This window comes from Singulisphaera sp. GP187 (assembly GCF_900129635.1).
Lineage (GTDB): Bacteria > Planctomycetota > Planctomycetia > Isosphaerales > Isosphaeraceae > Singulisphaera.
In genome coordinates this window covers 4,120,048-4,137,014 of record NZ_FSRB01000001.1, presented here as the reverse complement: position 1 = coordinate 4,137,014, position 16,967 = coordinate 4,120,048, and the positions used below count along the sequence as shown (strand labels likewise).

At 63.4% G+C, this 16,967-nt stretch carries 16 protein-coding genes; 8 read left to right on the top strand and 8 right to left on the bottom strand.

Going from position 1 to position 16,967, the window contains the following annotated elements; translation table 11 throughout:
- The first annotated feature begins 923 nt into the window (after positions 1 to 923).
- Positions 924 to 2,711, top strand: coding sequence for an FAD-dependent oxidoreductase (locus BUS42_RS15980; protein ID WP_074307851.1), 1,788 nt, complete (start codon positions 924 to 926; stop codon positions 2,709 to 2,711).
- A 189-nt stretch (positions 2,712 to 2,900) separates the two neighbouring features.
- Here the strand turns inward: BUS42_RS15980 and BUS42_RS43650 are convergent, their stop codons facing one another.
- Complete coding sequence (locus BUS42_RS43650; RefSeq protein WP_159452233.1) at positions 2,901 to 3,077, bottom strand: hypothetical protein; 177 nt, start codon at positions 3,075 to 3,077, stop codon at positions 2,901 to 2,903.
- Positions 3,078 to 3,134: 57 nt separating this feature from the next.
- A complete protein-coding gene (locus BUS42_RS15975) occupies positions 3,135 to 4,148 on the bottom strand; it encodes a DUF1559 family PulG-like putative transporter (RefSeq protein ID WP_074307849.1) in 1,014 nt (337 codons plus the stop codon).
- A 923-nt stretch (positions 4,149 to 5,071) separates the two neighbouring features.
- On the opposite strand from BUS42_RS15975, the gene BUS42_RS15970 reads away from it, so the two are divergent.
- The 7 genes from BUS42_RS15970 to BUS42_RS15935 all read left to right on the top strand — a co-directional run bounded on the left by BUS42_RS15970 (position 5,072) and on the right by BUS42_RS15935 (position 10,513).
- Complete coding sequence (locus BUS42_RS15970) at positions 5,072 to 5,902, top strand: hypothetical protein (RefSeq protein WP_074307847.1); 831 nt, start codon at positions 5,072 to 5,074, stop codon at positions 5,900 to 5,902.
- A gap of 203 nt (positions 5,903 to 6,105) precedes the next feature.
- Positions 6,106 to 6,462, top strand: a complete 357-nt coding sequence (locus BUS42_RS15965; RefSeq protein WP_074307845.1) for an ArsR/SmtB family transcription factor — start codon at positions 6,106 to 6,108, stop codon at positions 6,460 to 6,462.
- Between the two features lie 5 nt (positions 6,463 to 6,467).
- The gene (locus BUS42_RS15960) at positions 6,468 to 6,905 is read left to right on the top strand and encodes an SRPBCC family protein (RefSeq protein WP_254053550.1); all 438 of its coding nucleotides are present in this window, start codon (positions 6,468 to 6,470) and stop codon (positions 6,903 to 6,905) included.
- Positions 6,906 to 7,029: 124 nt separating this feature from the next.
- Positions 7,030 to 7,305 carry a hypothetical protein gene (locus BUS42_RS15955; protein WP_143206343.1) on the top strand — a complete coding sequence of 92 codons (276 nt, stop codon included), beginning with the start codon at positions 7,030 to 7,032 and terminating at the stop codon, positions 7,303 to 7,305.
- Between the two features lie 247 nt (positions 7,306 to 7,552).
- Entirely contained in the window at positions 7,553 to 8,527 is a 975-nt protein-coding gene (speB, locus tag BUS42_RS15950) for an agmatinase (RefSeq protein ID WP_074307841.1), read from the top strand.
- Between the two features lie 154 nt (positions 8,528 to 8,681).
- Positions 8,682 to 9,440 carry a hypothetical protein gene (locus BUS42_RS15945; protein WP_074307839.1) on the top strand — a complete coding sequence of 253 codons (759 nt, stop codon included), beginning with the start codon at positions 8,682 to 8,684 and terminating at the stop codon, positions 9,438 to 9,440.
- 314 nt (positions 9,441 to 9,754) lie between these two features.
- Positions 9,755 to 10,513, top strand: coding sequence for a YIP1 family protein (locus BUS42_RS15935; RefSeq protein ID WP_143206342.1), 759 nt, complete (start codon positions 9,755 to 9,757; stop codon positions 10,511 to 10,513).
- Between the two features lie 44 nt (positions 10,514 to 10,557).
- On the opposite strand, the gene BUS42_RS15930 is transcribed toward BUS42_RS15935, so the two are convergent.
- The 6 genes from BUS42_RS15930 to BUS42_RS15905 all read right to left on the bottom strand — a co-directional run bounded on the left by BUS42_RS15930 (position 10,558) and on the right by BUS42_RS15905 (position 16,929).
- Entirely contained in the window at positions 10,558 to 11,766 is a 1,209-nt protein-coding gene (locus BUS42_RS15930; protein ID WP_074307834.1) for an NAD(P)/FAD-dependent oxidoreductase, read from the bottom strand.
- 57 nt (positions 11,767 to 11,823) lie between these two features.
- Positions 11,824 to 12,552 (bottom strand): methyltransferase domain-containing protein, encoded by a 729-nt coding sequence (locus BUS42_RS15925; RefSeq protein WP_074307832.1) that lies wholly within the window; start codon positions 12,550 to 12,552, stop codon positions 11,824 to 11,826.
- 328 nt (positions 12,553 to 12,880) lie between these two features.
- A complete protein-coding gene (locus tag BUS42_RS15920) occupies positions 12,881 to 13,309 on the bottom strand; it encodes a Minf_1886 family protein (RefSeq protein ID WP_254053549.1) in 429 nt (142 codons plus the stop codon).
- A gap of 36 nt (positions 13,310 to 13,345) precedes the next feature.
- Complete coding sequence (locus tag BUS42_RS15915) at positions 13,346 to 14,200, bottom strand: PSP1 domain-containing protein (protein WP_074307828.1); 855 nt, start codon at positions 14,198 to 14,200, stop codon at positions 13,346 to 13,348.
- A gap of 126 nt (positions 14,201 to 14,326) precedes the next feature.
- The gene (egtD, locus tag BUS42_RS15910) at positions 14,327 to 15,343 is read right to left on the bottom strand and encodes an L-histidine N(alpha)-methyltransferase (protein WP_074307826.1); all 1,017 of its coding nucleotides are present in this window, start codon (positions 15,341 to 15,343) and stop codon (positions 14,327 to 14,329) included.
- 206 nt (positions 15,344 to 15,549) lie between these two features.
- Complete coding sequence (locus BUS42_RS15905) at positions 15,550 to 16,929, bottom strand: 6-phosphofructokinase (RefSeq protein ID WP_074311116.1); 1,380 nt, start codon at positions 16,927 to 16,929, stop codon at positions 15,550 to 15,552.
- Positions 16,930 to 16,967 lie beyond the last annotated feature (38 nt).

The window sequence follows — 16,967 nt, the reverse complement described above, 5'->3', positions numbered from 1 at the left end:
AGGAAAGGGCGCGGTGAACTCCGTCAGTCCTGGTCCATGGTCCATATCTGTTGGTGAAAGTTACTGGGCTCACCAATTCTAGCTTGGCGACGGGATGAGTGTAGTTGATTTTTGAACCCGCTGATTGAGTAGCTCTGCCTTGAAATCTACCCCATGGCGGCCAGAAAATACATAGTGACATGATTTGTTTATGTGGTAGTTTGTAGTGTGGGTAGAAGGCGGGGGTGTCCCGGACAACTTGCTTGTTCGTGGTCGCGAAGCGACAAAAGATGATCCAAAGCCTCTGTGGATTCCCTCGTGCGGCTGCGCCGCCCGGACAAGCAAGTTGTCCGGGGCCTACCCCGCGTGCCCAGTCGATCTCGGCGTGCGGAAATGCCAGCGAGACTCGGCGGGCGTTCTCTCGAGCATGGATGAAGCGGTCCTCATCCTTGTGCGGACCGAGATCGCCTGCAGGAGGAACGGGTTGTTCATGTGAATCTCCGAAGTCGGATGGGCTTCCCGGTCGATCAACGGCGCACGGCCGACATCAGTGAGAGACCCAACCAAATGGCGGCCGGTCTCCCGATGCTCAGGAGGAGCACCCAGGTGATCACCAGCGTTCGAGTGGCGATCCGGGTGAGTTGCTCCAGCAACTCCGTGTCGTTCGTCTCGCTTTTCGCGATCAGTGCCTAAGTCGGGACTTTCATCGGTTCATCGTTCACCATCGTCGGTGTCCTTTTCGTGTTGACTCGCTTACGCTGGTGGCGGGTCGCCTCATGACATTCGATGGATCTGCTCCGAGATTCTGAAGTCACGCGGAACTTGCCCTGACGTCCACAAGCCGGGGGCTCGACCTCGTCCTCACTCGGGTGGTATCGTTAACTTTCCGGCAATTGGCCGCGCCCGCGGAGAGGTGGCGGCCCGCCGGCGGGGGCACGGATGGTATGCGGCGACGAGAGTTTCTGGGGACGTGTGCGACGGTCGCGGGGCTGGGGCTTGGGCTTGGCCCGGCGGCCAAGGGGTTTCTCGACGAGCAGGTTGACAAGAATAACAACAACCATGACTTTGACGTTGTGATCGCCGGTGGCAGTACCGCGGCGTTCGCGGCGGCCGTCGCGGCGGCGGAGGCCGGGGCGCGAACTTGCCTGATCGAGCCAACAGATTGGGTCGGCGGTCAACTCACGTCGAGCGGCGTTCCGGCCATTGATGAGGCCTGGCATAAGATCACCGACAAGGCCACGGGCGCTGTCTTGCTCGATGTCGCCACGATTGCTCGAAGTCGCGAGAACATGACTCCGAATTTTCGTGCGATGCTTGACGCCACGGGCAATCCCGGGCGCGGTTGGGTCTCCAATTATTGCTTCGAACCCAAGAGTTTTCTCGAGCACCATTTGCACCCGCTCGAGGCGGCGCTCCGCAAAAAAGGGACGCTCACCGTCTACCGCGACGCCGTTGTCAAGCGTGTCGAAACGGACGCCGAAAAGGGGCTGGTCACGGCCGTCGAGGTGGTTCAGCGGACGCCGAAGCCGGGCGTCGCGTCGGGCGGTTACGATCGACATCTGTCGGAAGACCTCGCCGATTGGTACAGCCCCGAGCCCTCCGCGCGGTTCGATAAACGGGTGATTCGGTTCGCTTCGGACCAGGACAAGGGGAAGGACCGGTCGGTCGTCTTCGTCGACGCGACCGAGTGGGGCGAGCTGCTGGTTCTGTCAGGTGCTCCGTACTTGCAGGGGGTCGAGGCGACAGACGGTGGCCGCGAGGGGGACGACCGTTGCGGCCAGTCGACTGTGTTTGACCTGGTCGAGCGGCTCAACCCCGCGCCGGTGGACGAGCCGCCGGGCCCGGCGGATGTCGACGGATTCGGGTTCGATGACCAGACCGGCCGGCCCGACGCCTGGGCGCAAGTCTGGACCTACCGGCGGATCAAGAGCGCGAAGGGGGGCGGGCCGCCGGCCGTGGGCGACCTCTGCCTTCAGAACTGGGGCTACTCGGCCCGCCGCAAGCAAGGGGGGAACGACTACCCGTTCGGTTATCTGTTCCGCTCTCGCGCTGAGACCGACGCCGAGCGGGCCGACTGGCGCGGGGGTGTTGACCTCGCCGTGATCGCCGCCGCGGAGCGCAGGGCCTTGGGCTGGCACGCCTGGTTCAAGAACCATCCCCCCGAGGGCATTGCCCCCGGCCAGGTCAGTCTCGAACGCGAGGCCCTGGGCACCGGCCATGGCTTGGCCAAGGTCCCCTACGTGCGCGACACCCGCCGCTCGGTCGGCCTCGACGGCTTCCTCCTCAAAGGGAGCGATCTCAGCGGACCACCGCAGCGCAAGACCGGCCGGCGGTTTTACGACCATATCGCGCTGGGGGCCTATGCGTCCGACGTCCACCCGATCGCCTCGTGCGCGATGCCGGCCTACGTCGTCGGCGCGCACGAGACGCTGCCGTTTCTGATCCCGTTCCGGGCCCTGACCAACGAGCGGTTCAGCAACTTGCTCGTCGCCGGCAAGACGATGGCCCAGAGCTTCCTGGCCAACGCCGCGACCCGGCTGCACCCGATCGAGTGGTCGAGCGGGACCGCGGCGGGGGTCGCCGCCGCCGACATGGCCTTCAATGGCCGGACAAGTCGTCAGGAACTCGATCGGATCGAAGCGCTTCAGGAGCTCGTGAGTCGCAAGACCCCGATCGTCTGGACGATCGATGGTCAGACCTACCCAGGCACCGGGGCGGGCGTCGAACGCTGAGGCACCAGCATCGGTTCATCGCGTTTTAGCGAGACGAGTCGAAGGAAAAAGAGGGCCGCCGACCTCGTCCTTGGGACGGGGGTCAGCGGCCCTTTTTGGGGGCGTCGGACTCGCGAGAAGTTGCGACCGAACGACTCGACCATCGCTAGGAAAAAAATGGACGCGGGCGCCGAGGCGCCCGCGCGGCGATCAACGTTTGGGTTGCTTTTTCGCAACATCGATCCCGGCGTCGGCTGCGCCGGGCAGTGCGGGGCTCCCCGGGGCGGCGACTCCGCCTTCCGGCGCCTTGCTGTCTTCCCCGCCGCACCCACTGAGCACAAACGTCAACCCGGTCAGCATCAGGCCAAAAGCCCAGAGTCGGAGCATCGGAAACTTCCTCGAGGGGTGTGTTTGAAAAACGGTTCGTGCCGCGCGCGGGGCCGATTACATGGCGTCGGCGCTGATGATCTCACCGCCGCGCGACGTGCCCAGGGCCCGCCAGGCGTTGAGGTTGATCGTGTTCTTGGTGAAGTGGACGCTGCCGTCGGCGAAGACCGAGTTCACCCCGCCCGAGTGGCGGCTTCGCGCGGCGTAGGTGTCGGCGTTGATCCCCGGGGTGGTGTCACCTGGGTAGGCGGGAGGAGACTGGGTCCGGAACTTGCAAGGCGGGTTGTTCATGCCTGGGTAGACGCAATAGATCGCCTGGTTCAGCAGGTCCGGCTGGGGTGAGTTGGGGGCCAGGTAGGTGGCGAAGCCGCTCGATGAGCCATACTGGACGAACCCGCGGAGGTCGAGCTTGGTGCCTTGGTCCTGGCCCTGGATCACCTCCGACACCAGCAAGGTGTTGCTTGTCCCGTCGACGATCGAGGCGATGCTCGAGCAGGTGGCGGAGGGGCGTGAGAGGTTGCCCGGCCCGCCGACGGCGATCCAGGCGAACGGCGCTCCGGCAAAGACGACGCCGTTGTAGTCCGTGGGCGTGGTGCTCCCGTCGATCTGGAAGTAACCGGTGCCCGTGTTGCCGTAGTTACAGGCGTAGTTCGCCGAGGTCACGTTCCCGGTCGGGGCCTCTGCCTGGTCGCTGGGGCACTGGAAGACGCTGACCCGCATCGTGCTCGTCGTCGTGTTGGCGGGGTCGTTGTAGGTGAGGGTATTGCTGCCGAACGTCGACCCTTGGAAGTTGAAGGAGTTGGCGAGCGCGGATTGCTCGAGGAAGGGCATCGTGAAGTGATACCAGGTTCCCCAACTGACCGACCGTGCGCCGGGGGGGAACGTCCCGATCACGTCATGGTAGTTCTGCATGGCGAGGCCCAGTTGCTTCAGGTTGTTGATGCACTGGGACCGCCGGGCCGCCTCGCGGGCCGCTTGTACGGCCGGCAGCAGCAGTGCGATCAGCACGGCGATGATGGCGATGACGACAAGCAACTCGATCAGCGTGAAGGCTCTGCGTACACGGACCATGGAATTCACTTCTCCAGGGGCGCAAGGACCCAACATAAAAGAAAGCGGAGAATTGACCCAGGCTGGGTGGGGCCGGGCCGGTCGATGAATGGGAGCGTTGTAAGACGAAGGTGGGATGAACCCAATCAGGCCGTCGGCCGACCGCCACGGATGACTCCGGAGCGATCATGACGAGGCAAAATGCGGGACGACGTTTAGCTCCGCCGACGCTTCTCAGTCAGACGACCTATTGAGGATAACAGGGTCCGAATCGCGGTTTCTACCTCAGTTTTTTGAATCCGATCGCCCCGGACGAGCCCGCGAACTTGTGGCGGCTGTTGGGTTAACGGGTGTTTTGAATCATCATGAATGGAATTTCACTGTCGTGCAGGCGTGGACCGGATCAGGTTTGCCTAATATCGATTCAAAAAGTTAATATGAAAAGAAATTAGCAATAAATTGATTGTATTTTTGGCTTCGGAGCCCTGATGGCAACGACGACGATCCCGGACCACGTGGTCGCTTTCCGGTCACCAGTCCGGCGGCCACCGAACGAGGAATCGGGGCGGGATTCGGATCACCTGCTCCGAGTGATTGAAGGATGTTGCGCTTTTTCTGGCGACTTTGTCCGGCCGAACGGTCGCGGCCGCGCGCGGTGTGCATGCGGTGTGCATGCGGTGGGGCTATCTCATTGCTATGCGCTGTTATCATTGCGTGGTAGGATGCCACGCGAATCCGGCTTTCCCCGGCGCCCATTTGTTGACTCAGGGGCTCCGCACCGAGCTTGAGGCCGACGACCCGAGGCGAGGCGAGGCAAGCCACGCCGAGACGTCGCGCGGCGCGAGATCTGGCCCGGCTCGCACTGCAAGTCCAAGACCTCTCAATCCGCGTTTTGGGGTGGGGCTCGGAACGACGAGATCGCCCTCCGTTCGAGAAGGATCACGATGTCGACCACAACGACGAATCCCGCGCCGACACCACTTCATGAAGTCGTCTTGATCAGCCACTCGCCGATCTTTTTCTGGTGGCCGGTTTGGCTGGTTGGGTTCCTGCTCGCCGCTTTGACGTACCTCGACAACCAGCTCATGGCCGTGGTTCCCGTTGGCACCATGGCCGAGAGGCAACGCACCGTCGAGGGGCACGACGAGCCGCGCGACGTCCTGGTGCTTCCTCAAGGGAAGCCATTCCCGGTGGACAAGGCCACGGGAGCGATCGCCCATCCGCGCCTCCGGATGGCCGCGAGCAACAGCCCGGGGATGATCTTCGCGGTCACCCTCTGCCTGGTCATCGTCATTACGAACGTTCACATGCGAGGGCTCTGGTCGGTGATCGTCGTGCTGGCGATCGCCCTCACCACCGTTCTCTTCGCCATTTTCGGCTGGTGGGATCCGATCCTCAAGGGCTTCGGCCTGATCGATATCCACATCAATGCGCTCGGTTATCTCTCGATCTCGTTCTTTCTTTTCGCGATCTGGCTGCTGACCTATTTGGTCTATGACCGCCGCAATCGGATGATCTTCAGCCGAGGCCAACTTCGGGTCCGCGCGGCGATCGGGTCGGGAGAGCGGGTCTTCGACACGTTCGGGATGGCGGTCGAGAAGCACCGGGACGACGTGTTCCGCCACTGGCTGCTTGGTTTCGGCTCCGGCGACCTGACCGTCCGGGCCGCCGGAACCAACTCCGAGCAGTTCGAGGTCCCCAACGTCCTGAGCGTCAACCGTAAGCTCGAAATGATTCAGCGGATGCTCCAGGAACGCCAGGTGGTTGGCGGCTAGCGCATCAGATCGACGAGATACGTTCCGTTTGAGCATGCGGGCACCCCGCCCGCATGCTGGTTTCGGCGGCCAAGCCGGGCCCTGCCCCCGGTTCATGCCGACACGCCGGTCTGGCTGCCTCGACAGCGCCTCCGCTGACCTGCCCCCCTCGACTGGACTTTCCAGCCCCGCCCGCTAAAATCATTCAACCGAAAGGTTGAACGATGACGATCCAAGAGACAGCATCCGACCTGGACCAGATTCTGATCGCGCTGGCCGACCCGACGCGGCGGGCGATTCTCCTTCGTCTTGCGGAGGGGGAGGCCCGCGTCACCGAGTTGGCCCAGCCGTTTGCGATGTCGCTGAACGCCGTGTCGAAGCATATTCGGATGCTTGAGCGCGCCCGGTTCGTCACCCGGCGCAAGGCGGGGCGGGACCATTATCTGTCGATTAACCCGAAGCCGCTCGACGAGGCGGCGGCCTGGATCGAGATGCAGCGGGCCGCATGGACGGCTCGGCTCGGGGCCCTCGACGCCTTGCTCAAGGCTGAAGACGCGGCCAACCCCGAATCGAAAGGATGAGACCGATGTCGATGTCGAGCGAAACTCCGGTGAACTTGCAGGTGACCCAGCGGTTCGCCGCCTCGGCCGAGCGGGTGTTCGACGCCTGGCTCGACCCAGAGAAGGCGGCTCGTTGGCTGTTCGCGACCGAGACGGGCCAGATGGTGCGGACCGAGATCGATGCGCGGGTCGGCGGCGCCTTCAACTTCACGGAGCGTCGCGGTGGTGAGGACGTCGCGCACGTCGGCGAATACCTCGAGATCGAGCGGCCGCGACGACTTGTGTTCACGTTCGGCATCCCGATGTATTCGCCGCTCAGCACCCGTGTCACGGTCGACATTCTCCCGCTCGAGAGCGGGTGCCAGCTCACCCTGACCCACGAGGGGGTGCTGCCGGAATACGTCAGCCGGACCGAAGCCGGCTGGGGGATGCTCCTCGCCGGCCTGGCCAAGACGCTCGAATGAGGCCGGTCGGGCCGCTGTCGGTGCTGCCCCCTGGTTTTGTTGAAATCGTTGAGATTGTCAGCCCGTCGGGCCCCTCATATCAGGGGCAAGTCCGCCGATCCAATGTTCGACGTTCTTAATGGTCATGCCCGTCGCCAAACTCGGGCGACACATCAGCGACTCCCTCGGTACGACCACCAAAGGAGCTTCACTCGGCCGGGCTCCTCCTCCTCGCCGAGGGCTGAAGAGCCGGCTGGGCCTTGGGGAACCCGAGCGTGCGCGGTCTGAAGAGCGTATCACGGGTGCTTCTGCGCAGGCTGGCGGGTTGGAACGCACTGCGGGCGTCGGCATCGGCGTCGAAGAAGATAAAGGCCTGGGTGGCCTCCCCGTGGCCGAGACGCTCGGAATCGGCGATAGTTGAGGCCCCGGAACCCTTTCTGTCGTCTGTGACGTCTTTTTGGCCGGCGAAATCGACGTTTTCTGTCGCTCCGCCTGGCTAATGTCCCGATCTGATGCCAGCGGTTGGTTATGGATTGAGGGCCGCCGCGTAAGCAGTGTTTTGTCGGTGACGTCAAGGCTGCCGAGCCGGCTCCTCCGCAGTTTCCCTTACTGATTGACGCATCAATCGCGGCAGTCGTCCATGATTTTCAATCAAGTCTGGAATTCCCATGACCGAACCGGATCTCTCGCAACTTTTCGAACGGATCGCTGGGTATGGGCGGCACATGCTCGACATGCCGTTCTCGGGGCCGACGTCGTTCTTCCGGACGGACGTGGTCGACTCCCTGGAGGGCGTCGATATCGCATTGATCGGGGTGCCCACCGATGCCGGCCTGAGCCATCGGCCGGGCGCGAGATATGGTCCGCAAGCGGTTCGGGCTCAGTCGGGCCTGATCCGTTACATCAATCCTTACACGGGCGTGATCCCGTATGAGCACGGTCGCGTGGTGGATGCCGGCGATGTCCCGTTTCAGAATACGCTCGTGCTCGACGACATCGTCCGGGAGATTTTCAGCTACTACATGCGGGTGGTCGTCGCGGGGGTTGTGCCGATCTCGGTGGGCGGCGATCACTCGATCACCTATCCGATTCTGAAAGCCGTCGCGAAGGATGGTCCTGTTGGTCTCATTCATTTCGACTCGCACCACGACACCGCTCCTCCCATGAAAGGCTCGCGATTTCATCACGGGGCGCCGTTTCGGAACGCCGTTGAAGACGGGCTGATCGATCCGCACCGGACCGTCCAGATCGCGATTCGGGATCCGTACCGTCAAGCCGCGCTTCCTTACGCGGAGGCGCATGGTTTTACCGTGCTCGATATGCCTCTGATCCTCCGCGAAGGCCTTGATGCCGTGGTCGCGACCACCCGCAAGACGATCGGAGACGGCCCGGTTTATCTCACGTTCGACGTCGACGCGCTCGACCCTGCGTTTGCCCCGGGGACCGGTACGCCCGTTGTTGGCGGGCTCAGTTCGCGTGAGGCCATGATTCTGCTCCAAGGGTTGCGTGGGCTCAACATCGTCGGCGCGGACGTCGTCGAGGTCTCTCCCCCGTACGACCCGACCGGCATGACGGCGCTGGCCGGAGCCCAGATTCTTATGGAACTTCTCTGCCTCGCTTCCGAGTCGCTCGCAAAGAAATGAGGCCGACCGAAGAATCGGGTGAGGAAAATCTGTCGGATTTCCCGGTGGGATCGACACGAATCAATGGCAATTGGATATAAGGGGAGGATATGCGACTTCGGCACGGCTGTTGAACAAGAGCGTCAATCATCCTTCACCGAGAGGACGTGCACCCATGGTCGACTTCACCAATCCCGAGACCCCGCGCTCATCGGGATCGATTCCCGGGGAGTCGTCGTCATCGGTCACCACCATCGCGACGGGTATCGCCGCGCCCGATTCCGGGCGCGGCGATCCCCGCGCCCGCTATGAGCCCACCACTTACGAGATCGCCGGTGGGGCGTTCTCGCTCGTGCTCTGGACGTTTGTTTTCGCCGTGGGAATCGTCTTTCCGTCCGAGCCGTATCGCAACGCACTCAACGGTCAAGGCGCAACCCTCTCGAACGCGATGGTCCTGCCGTACCTCTGCCTTTTCTTGCTGACCTACACTCCCTCAAACGTGGCGATCCTCTGCTGTATCTCAGCCTGGCTTGGCGAGTTGGGACTCCGCACTAGGATCGATGGCTCCACTTCAGTCGGCCTGTTTCAAAGAGGCGACTATATCGCCGCCATCATGCGCGGGTTTCTGGCCTACCTCGCAATCCTGACGGGCTTCGTCGTGATCGGGTCGGGAGTGAATGTCTTTGTGGCACCCACCCCTGAAGGATACGTGCGACTGGCTGCGATTGTCTCGCTCGTCGGCTTCCTCAGCGGGTTCAACCCGGCGCTGTTCCGCTCGTTCGCGTCCACGATCAGCGGCCGTGTGATCACCCAACGAAGCCCCAACGGCGCCGCAACGCAGATCGTGGAAGGGGCCAGCCCGCTCCCACCCCTGGTTATCAAATCCGAAGCCACGACGCCAACTTCCTCGAGAATCAATCAGGTAACGCTTTGATTGTGTTGCCTGATCGATGGGATTCGGGGCCGGTACGAGGACGCCCGCCATCAGGCCCGTTGTGTCGACGTTCAAACCGATGAAGGTCGGTTGAATGTAACGGGGGATAGGCGTTCGCAGAAATCACGGAAAATGACTTATCATGTTGCGAACCCACCTGCCAAGCGGGAACAATGTGGTCCACCTCAATCCCTCTGAGGTGCCGATCGCGGCCGGCTCAAACGGCGAGAGGATCGGACTGACGGTGGAACATCGTTTTAAGAGATTATGCGGAATCGTCCAGGCCGGACTCACCTTCTCGGAGATCGTGACACGTGGGACTTCGCGAGCGACTTGAGGTGATCCGGGAGAACAATCGCGATGGGGAAGGTCGGCTCGATCTCGAGTTCAACCGTCCGGAAATCGGGGCCTTAGACCGGGTCGATCCGCTCCGCGGGCGGCCCTGGCTGTCGATCTGGCTCCGACCCCGGGACACGATCCGCCGCGTCGTCTTGTTCGAGAGCGAGTGGTCGGTCCTGGGACTGGGAGCCGCGACGGGGACCGCGCGTGCCTTGAGTCGGGCGGCGACCCGGGACTTCGGCGACCGTCTCCCTCTCGAAGTGATTGTCGCCGCCAGCCTGATCTTGGGGCCGACCTTGCAGTTCGTCACGATCTACCTGGGGGGGTGGATCCTGCGGTTTTGCGGAGCCCTGTTCGGGGGCAAGGCCAGTTTCGCCGAGGTCCGCGCCGCCTTGGCGTGGGGGGCTTTCCCTCAAGCCGCGATGCTCCTTCTCTGGGGCCTGGCCTTGATCCTGTTCCAGCAACAGATGTTCTTGAGTACCAAGCCGATTCTTTCGACTTACCCCTCCACGTGGCTCTTCTTTTTCCTCTTCCATGCCTTCGATTTGATCCTGATCATCTGGAGCCTGATCCTGACGCTGAACACCCTGGCCGCGGTTTTCCGGATGCGTGTAATATTTGTTGTATTGGCATGTCTTGTTTCGGGTTGTGTCATTGTCGGGGCGGCCGTGCTGGGATCTGTCCTTTGGTCGGACCCCACGTTCTCCTCCTTCAGACTCGGTCGGTTTTCATGATTTTATGTCTTCGGTTCGCATCCCTCGACGATCGTGTGCGGGGGTCAGGGCCGTCCCGATCGATGCGCGGGCCGATCGCGGGTTTGCTCGAAGCCGGCGGCGAGGAGTTGGGGGGCAAGCGTCTTGAAGGCTGAGGCGAGATCAATCACCCAGGGATTGATCAAAAGATGATGGAAGAGGCGGCAGAGCCGGATCCGGCGGTCGAATCGCTGGTGCCAGGCTGTACGATAGGCTTGCTGAAGCGAAAGAAAGGAAGCCTCGGCGACCAGGGCGGCGGTGACGAACGGGGCCAAGGTTTCGCCGCCGAGCAGGGCCATCGTCATCCCTTGGCCGCCCAGAGGGTCGATCGTCCCTTGGCAGTCGCCTGCGTAGAAGATGCCGGGCAGGCGCGGGACCGAGGCCTCGACGCGGACTCCGGCGACGGTTTTCCAAGGGGCGGCGGGATGGCAGGTCGCCCAGAGGTGGGCCAGGGCGGGGTTAGCCGCGAACACGGTGTCGGCCAGGCGGTCGAGCTGGCCGCGATGAGTGCGGAGGGCCGACTCGGGGAGCAAAGCGCAGAGGTTGGTCAGTCCGCCTTCGATCCGGCAGGTACCGCCGTATCCGCCGGGAACGAGATGGAGCCCGACCGTGCCGCCGGGCTCGGCCGCCGGGTCGGGGACGTTGAGGTGGCGCTTCATGCCGAAGAGGCGGGGGCGGAATCGGCTGCGGGCGCGGGTGGTCCCGGTCTGGCGGACGAGGGTCGAATGCCGGCCTTCCGCGGCGACCGTCACGGTGGCGCGGAGCTCGAGAGGGGCGCCTCCTCCCCCTGACCCCCGCGCCACGACTCCCACGACGCACCCGTCGTGGACGATCGGGCCGGACACCCTGGCTTCCTCAATGACTTCGGCGCCCGCCGCGCGGGCGTGTTGGATGAGCAAATGATCGAGCATCGACCGGCCCAGGCCGATTCCGGGGAGGCCGTCGGGGCTGGTGAACTCGGCCTCGAGCACGCGGGCGCGCGGTGTCGTGAGTCGAACGCGATGGATAGGTTCATAGCCCGATCGCTCGACAGCTTGAGCCAGGCCGAGGCGGTCGAGCACTCCCCAGGCTTCGGGGCTGAGGAACTCGCCGCAAAGCTTCTCGCGAGGGAACCGCGCGGGGTCGAGCAGGGCCACCCGGGCCCCCGATCGAGCTAGCCGGAGTGCGAGCGAGCCCCCGGCCAGGCCCGCGCCTGCGATGACCACGTCAAACGGCTGGGAGACGTCGAAGGGCATAGAGTCTCGGGGCGGATGCAAAAATGATTCCGCGACGGTGATTCTGAAGATTTCAGGTCAGCGCGAGGTGATCCGACGGCCGACAAGGGCGAGCTGGAAGCCAGCATACGTCCGGACTGTCCACGTGAAGGCGGGGAACTGGTTGCCCAGGTCGGTGAGTTCGCCGGCGGTGAAGCCGCGGAGGACGGAGAGGGGGCCGTCATAGCGGACCAGGCGATTGCGGGTCAGGAGCCGGCTCCAGGCGATGAAGCCCCAGTAGGCGAGCCAGTGGCGCTGAATGTCGAGCACGATGACCCGGCGGCCGGCGACGCGGGCCATCTCCGCGATCAGGCGAGTCAGGCCCTCAGCATGGAAGTGATGTGCGAATTTGACCGCCGTGACCAGGTCGATCGAGCCGTCGGCGAACGGCAGCCGGAGGGCATCCCCCTGGATGATCTCAAGCGATTCTGATGGCGAGGGATTGTGGGCCAGCGCGACTGCCGTGGGGTCGCGGTCGAGCCCGAGCACGTGGTTCGGAATCCCTTGCCGCACCAATCGGGCCCGCAAGGCTTGTGGCAGGTCGCCCGAGCCCGAGCCGACGTCGAGGATCGTGACGGTTTCTTGGCCGCCGCGCGGCTCCTCGTCGAGGAAGCGTTGAAGTTCGCGGCCTAGAGAATGCAGGTTCCCGAGCTGCCGGTTGACGCGCCGGAGAACTCGGTAAGCCTGGGCCACCTCAGCCTCGGGGAGGCCGGGGGCGTCCATCAATTCGGGTTCCACCGAGCGAACCGGGGTCCACGACCAAGGCATGAACGAGGACGCTCCTACTCTTGGTTGGGTCGTTGCGTCCGGGGTGGACGAACGGAATGATTGACGCGAAGCGGAAAATGTCAGCGGGGGACGACGGGCGGGGCAGGGCGGGGCATTGGCCGGCGTCCCGACTTAGCCGCCAGAATGGTCAGGCCTCCAATCCAGATCAGGAAAACCAAGAGGGCCGCCATGAATCGTAGACGGCGAGCTTCCATCGCGTTGAGTCTCGTTTGAGTTTTGAGCGGAGTGAGGAGGAGAGATGAGCCGGCCGTGCCCGCCCGACGACGCGGGCTCCGTCTGCTCTGAGTCTTATGGCTGAGGCTGAGACTTAGGCCACTTCATCGAGCGCCATGACGTAATCACGTCTCAGGGCTTCCTCGAATGCGAATACGTTGTCGAAGTCTTCGCGCGAGTCGGCCGGTGTCTTTTCGAGGTCGCCCGAGGCGATCAAGTTATAAACGATCTCGCCGATGTCGGAGGTCGATCGGATGCCCCAGAGCGCGAGGACGGAGATGGCCATGAGCCCGTAATGGTCGAGCGCGAGCCGACGGGCCCCATCGCAGAGTTCGCGTCCGGTGACGTGACGTGACGCGGCGGGCGTCTTCTTTGTGGCTTTACCACGCGGTCGGACCCGTGCCTGCGCCTTCTTCTTGTCGATCTTGGTGGATTCCAACGCCTCGAGAACGAAGGCATATGCCTGGATGGGATACCGAGGGTCACGGGAAAGGACCTCGGCCAGATCATCGCGAAGGCTCATGAGAATGCCCCTCATGGCTCTGGTCGCAACGAACGCTTAAGGTTCAATGCGATCGTCGTCCTCATCCTTGAGGGGCCGCGCCTTCGACTTCTCGACACCGAGGATCTCGTCGGCACTGACGACGATCCGGCGACGGTCTTCGAACTCGACAACCACTTTCTGGGCAAGAACTTCCAGAGCCAAAACCCGGCCCTGACCACGCTGGGTAACAACCTTCGAGCCGACGGCCGGCAATTCACGCTCGAGGGCTTGGTAAGTGTCAAACTCGTACCGCAAACAGCACTTAAGCCTACCACAGCGTCCCGAAATCTTCGAGGGGTCTAGCGTGGTTTTTTGGATCTTCGCCATCCGCATCGAGACCGGAGGCATGCGTGAGAGGTGGGTATTGCAGCAGACCGGCTTGCCGCAGTCGCCGTAGTCGGCCAGGAGCTTGGCCTCGTCACGGACGCCGATCTGGCGCATTTCGATTCGGGTTTGCAACGTCCGGGCCAGGTCCTTGACCAGGTCGCGGAAGTCCACCCGTTTCTCGGACAGGTAGTAGAACACGATTCGTTCGCGGCCGAAGATCATCTCGACGTCGATCAGGTCCATCTGGAGCCGTCGTTTGGCGATGAACTCGCGGCAGGCGGCAAATCCGGCTTCACGCGACTCGGGAAGCCGCGATTCCGCGTCGAGGTCCTCGGGTGAGGCGGTCCGGATGATCTCGCCGCGATACGGGTTCTCGAGAAACGAGGCGGTTCGGTCGGTCGTGGGGCCGAGCACTTCGCCGATCTCGGTGCCGCGATCGCTCCGGAGCACCACGCGCTGACCGCGAGGATGCTCCAGGTCGGCCATTCCCGTGAACTCGCCGAGGAAACGCATCTGGCCGTAGCGAACGACGTAACTGCTCATGTCGCAAGGCTCTTGGTGGTGCGAGAAAGAGTTTCTCAGTATAGCTCGACCGCCGGTCGGGAATCGACCTCAATCGCTCTTGAATCGCGACGATTCTCGTGGCTGAAGCGGGGGGGATCGGTCGGATCAGTCGCGGAGCCGCCAGCGTTGAACCCGGAAGAGCCCCTGGCGGTCGGTCCAGGTCGCTTCTTCGGCGAACCCCGCGCCATGAGCCAGCTCGGCGAGGCCGTCGAGCGAATACTTGTGGGAATTCTCGGTGTGGATCAGTTCCCCTGCCGCGAGCTCGACCGTGAGCGAGGCCCCCGGGATTCGGACAATTTGATCGACTCGGCTGACGAGATGCATCTCGACCCGGCCGAGTTCGGGCCGATAGACTGCGCGGTGGGTGAAGCGGTCGAGGTCAAAGTCGGCCCCGAGCTCGCGGTTGATCCGCGTTAAGAGGTTCAGGTTGAACCGCGCGGTGACGCCCGCGGCGTCGTCGTAGGCCGCTTCGAGGGTCGCCGCGTCCTTGGCCAGGTCGGTGCCGAGCAGCAGGCGGTCGTCCTCCCCCATCGCGGCGGCCACCTGGGTGAGCAGCTCACAGGCTTCGTCGGCCGCGTAGTTGCCCAGGCTCGAGCCCAGGAAGACCCAGAGCCTGGGCCCGGGAATCCGCTCGGGAAGGGTCGCCAGCGCATCGCGGTAGTTGGCCACGTAGCCGGTCACGCGGACCGCGGAGAAGTGGCGGACCAGCGCCTGGGCCGACTCGATCAGGGGGGCCGGCGAGACGTCGATGGGGACGTAATGCAGGTTGCCGTATTGACTTATGGCTGCCGCGATCAACCACTTCGTTTTCGAGGAGCTGCCGCTGCCGAGCTCGATCATCGCGGGTTCCCGCGACCAGCCGGCCACCATCGCGTGGGCGTGCTCGCGGAGGATCGCGTCTTCCGTTCGCGTCAGGTAATACTCCGGCAAGGCGCAGATCGCTTCGAAAAGCTGCGAGCCGACCTCGTCGTAGAAGTAGGTCCAGGGGAGCGTCCTTGGTCGAGCCTCGAGTCCCAGGCGAACCGCTTCGGCCAGCGTTTCGGTCTCGGTTTCCCGCGGTGCTGAGGCCGTCTCGATCGTCAGCCGTTTCGGTCTGACCCCCGGTGCGATTTCAAATGACAAGAGACACCTCAAAGCGCAATGTGACCCGGTCCCGTTCAGGAAAACGAACGTCGCCCTCCGAGAACGCAAGAGTCGCGCCAACTCTGGCAAAAGAACCACGAACTGGCAAGATGGTAGGATTCTGGCAGGAGATTGCGCTTCTACCAAGGGACCTGGTTCCCGCTCGCCTTTGCAGGCGAGCGAGAAGTTCTTGTCAAATTTTCAGTTCAGGTGGGTTCGACGCGGAGAATTCGCTTGGTGATATCGATGTTGACCGAGTCGTAGGGGTGGATCAGGTTGCCGGTGTCGAAGATCGTCCGCATGGACTCGATGTCGTCGACGCCGAGGGCGTGGTTGAAGATGGCGCGGAGGTACTCGATGCCCTTGGCGGAGGGTTGGAATCGCGTGGGGTCGTAGAAGCTTGGAGAGAGAGGACGGGCGTGGATGTTGCCCCAGCGGTCCCGCAGCTTGTTGGCGTCGATGCTGTCGAGCACGAACCCGCCGTTGCGGTATTGCAGGGTGGCCACGCAGTTGTGAAGGCCGTCGAGGAGGAGTTCGACGGCCTTGCCGCCGAGTTGCGACGCGTAGAACCGGTCGAACAGGATCGGGCGGCCGCCGCGTTGGGTGTGGCCGATCTTGCGGACGAAGATTGCGGCGTTGGCGCTTTCATTCCGGCGCTGGCGGGTGAAGAAGGCGTCGCCGATCTGGTCGACGAGGAGGCGTTTGACCGCCTGGGCGGCTCCGGTGTACTGGATGTTGCCGGCCGGGTCCTGGCTGGCGCTCATGGCGCCGAGGATTTGCCCCTGGGTGTCGACGATTCCCTCGGAGACGCAGATGACGGCGTGTTTCTGGACGTCGAGGACGGCGTGGACGCGATCGACCAGCGGGCCAGGCTCGACGGGGGACTCGGGGATCAGGATGATATCGGGCTGCCCGTAAGCGGTGGCCAGCGAGATCATGCCGCAGTCGCGGCCCATCACCTCGATGATGGCGATCCGCCGGTGGCTTTCGGCCGTGGTCCGGATCCGCTGGACGCTGAGCGACGAGACGAACACGGCGGTGGCGAACCCCGGCGTGACGTAGTTGATCATGTCGTCGAGCCCGAACGCGCGTTCGGGGCGTTTCTTGGTGTCGTAGCCCTTGGGGTGGCTCTCGTTCGGCTCGCGATACCAATCGCTCGCTTCGTCGGAGTAGTTGAGCCCGAGGTCGTTGTCGATCGTCTTGGGGGCGAGGACGACCGGCAGGTGATTGCTGAGCGGCTGCATGCCGTTGAGCGTGCCGTCACCGCCGACGCAAATCAAGCCATCCACCTTGAGCCGCTTGAGCCGCTCGGCCACCCGGCCGATCGTCTCGGTGTCGGCGGAGTCCACGTAGTCGCGTGACGCCCCCAGGATCGTCCCCCCCCGGGTCGGGTCGAGCTCGGGGATCGACTGGAAGAGGGGGTTGAGGTGGACGTGGGGAACTTGCGGATTGAGCAGGCCGCTGAACCCTTTGATGATCCCGAACACTTCCACGCGTGCCTGGTTCGCCCGTTGGACCGCACCGGCAATGGTCGCGTTAAGCGCAGGGGTATCACCCCCCGCCGTGAGGATACCGATTCGCTTCATGATTTTCCTCTCATCGAGACGCCGATCACGAAAGACTT

Excerpts from the sequence above, each read along its gene's own strand:
- BUS42_RS15980 (WP_074307851.1), top strand. The coding sequence starts at position 924 with ATGCGGCGACGAGAGTTTCTGGGGACGTGTGCGACGGTCGCGGGGCTG.
- BUS42_RS43650 (WP_159452233.1), bottom strand. The coding sequence starts at position 3,077 with ATGCTCCGACTCTGGGCTTTTGGCCTGATGCTGACCGGGTTGACGTTT.
- BUS42_RS15975 (WP_074307849.1), bottom strand. The coding sequence starts at position 4,148 with ATGGTCCGTGTACGCAGAGCCTTCACGCTGATCGAGTTGCTTGTCGTC.
- BUS42_RS15970 (WP_074307847.1), top strand. The coding sequence starts at position 5,072 with ATGTCGACCACAACGACGAATCCCGCGCCGACACCACTTCATGAAGTC.
- BUS42_RS15965 (WP_074307845.1), top strand. The coding sequence starts at position 6,106 with ATGACGATCCAAGAGACAGCATCCGACCTGGACCAGATTCTGATCGCG.
- BUS42_RS15960 (WP_254053550.1), top strand. The coding sequence starts at position 6,468 with ATGTCGATGTCGAGCGAAACTCCGGTGAACTTGCAGGTGACCCAGCGG.
- BUS42_RS15955 (WP_143206343.1), top strand. The coding sequence starts at position 7,030 with ATGCCCGTCGCCAAACTCGGGCGACACATCAGCGACTCCCTCGGTACG.
- speB (WP_074307841.1), top strand. The coding sequence starts at position 7,553 with ATGACCGAACCGGATCTCTCGCAACTTTTCGAACGGATCGCTGGGTAT.
- BUS42_RS15945 (WP_074307839.1), top strand. The coding sequence starts at position 8,682 with ATGGTCGACTTCACCAATCCCGAGACCCCGCGCTCATCGGGATCGATT.
- BUS42_RS15930 (WP_074307834.1), bottom strand. The coding sequence starts at position 11,766 with ATGCCCTTCGACGTCTCCCAGCCGTTTGACGTGGTCATCGCAGGCGCG.
- BUS42_RS15925 (WP_074307832.1), bottom strand. The coding sequence starts at position 12,552 with ATGCCTTGGTCGTGGACCCCGGTTCGCTCGGTGGAACCCGAATTGATG.
- BUS42_RS15920 (WP_254053549.1), bottom strand. The coding sequence starts at position 13,309 with ATGAGCCTTCGCGATGATCTGGCCGAGGTCCTTTCCCGTGACCCTCGG.
- BUS42_RS15915 (WP_074307828.1), bottom strand. The coding sequence starts at position 14,200 with ATGAGCAGTTACGTCGTTCGCTACGGCCAGATGCGTTTCCTCGGCGAG.
- BUS42_RS15905 (WP_074311116.1), bottom strand. The coding sequence starts at position 16,929 with ATGAAGCGAATCGGTATCCTCACGGCGGGGGGTGATACCCCTGCGCTT.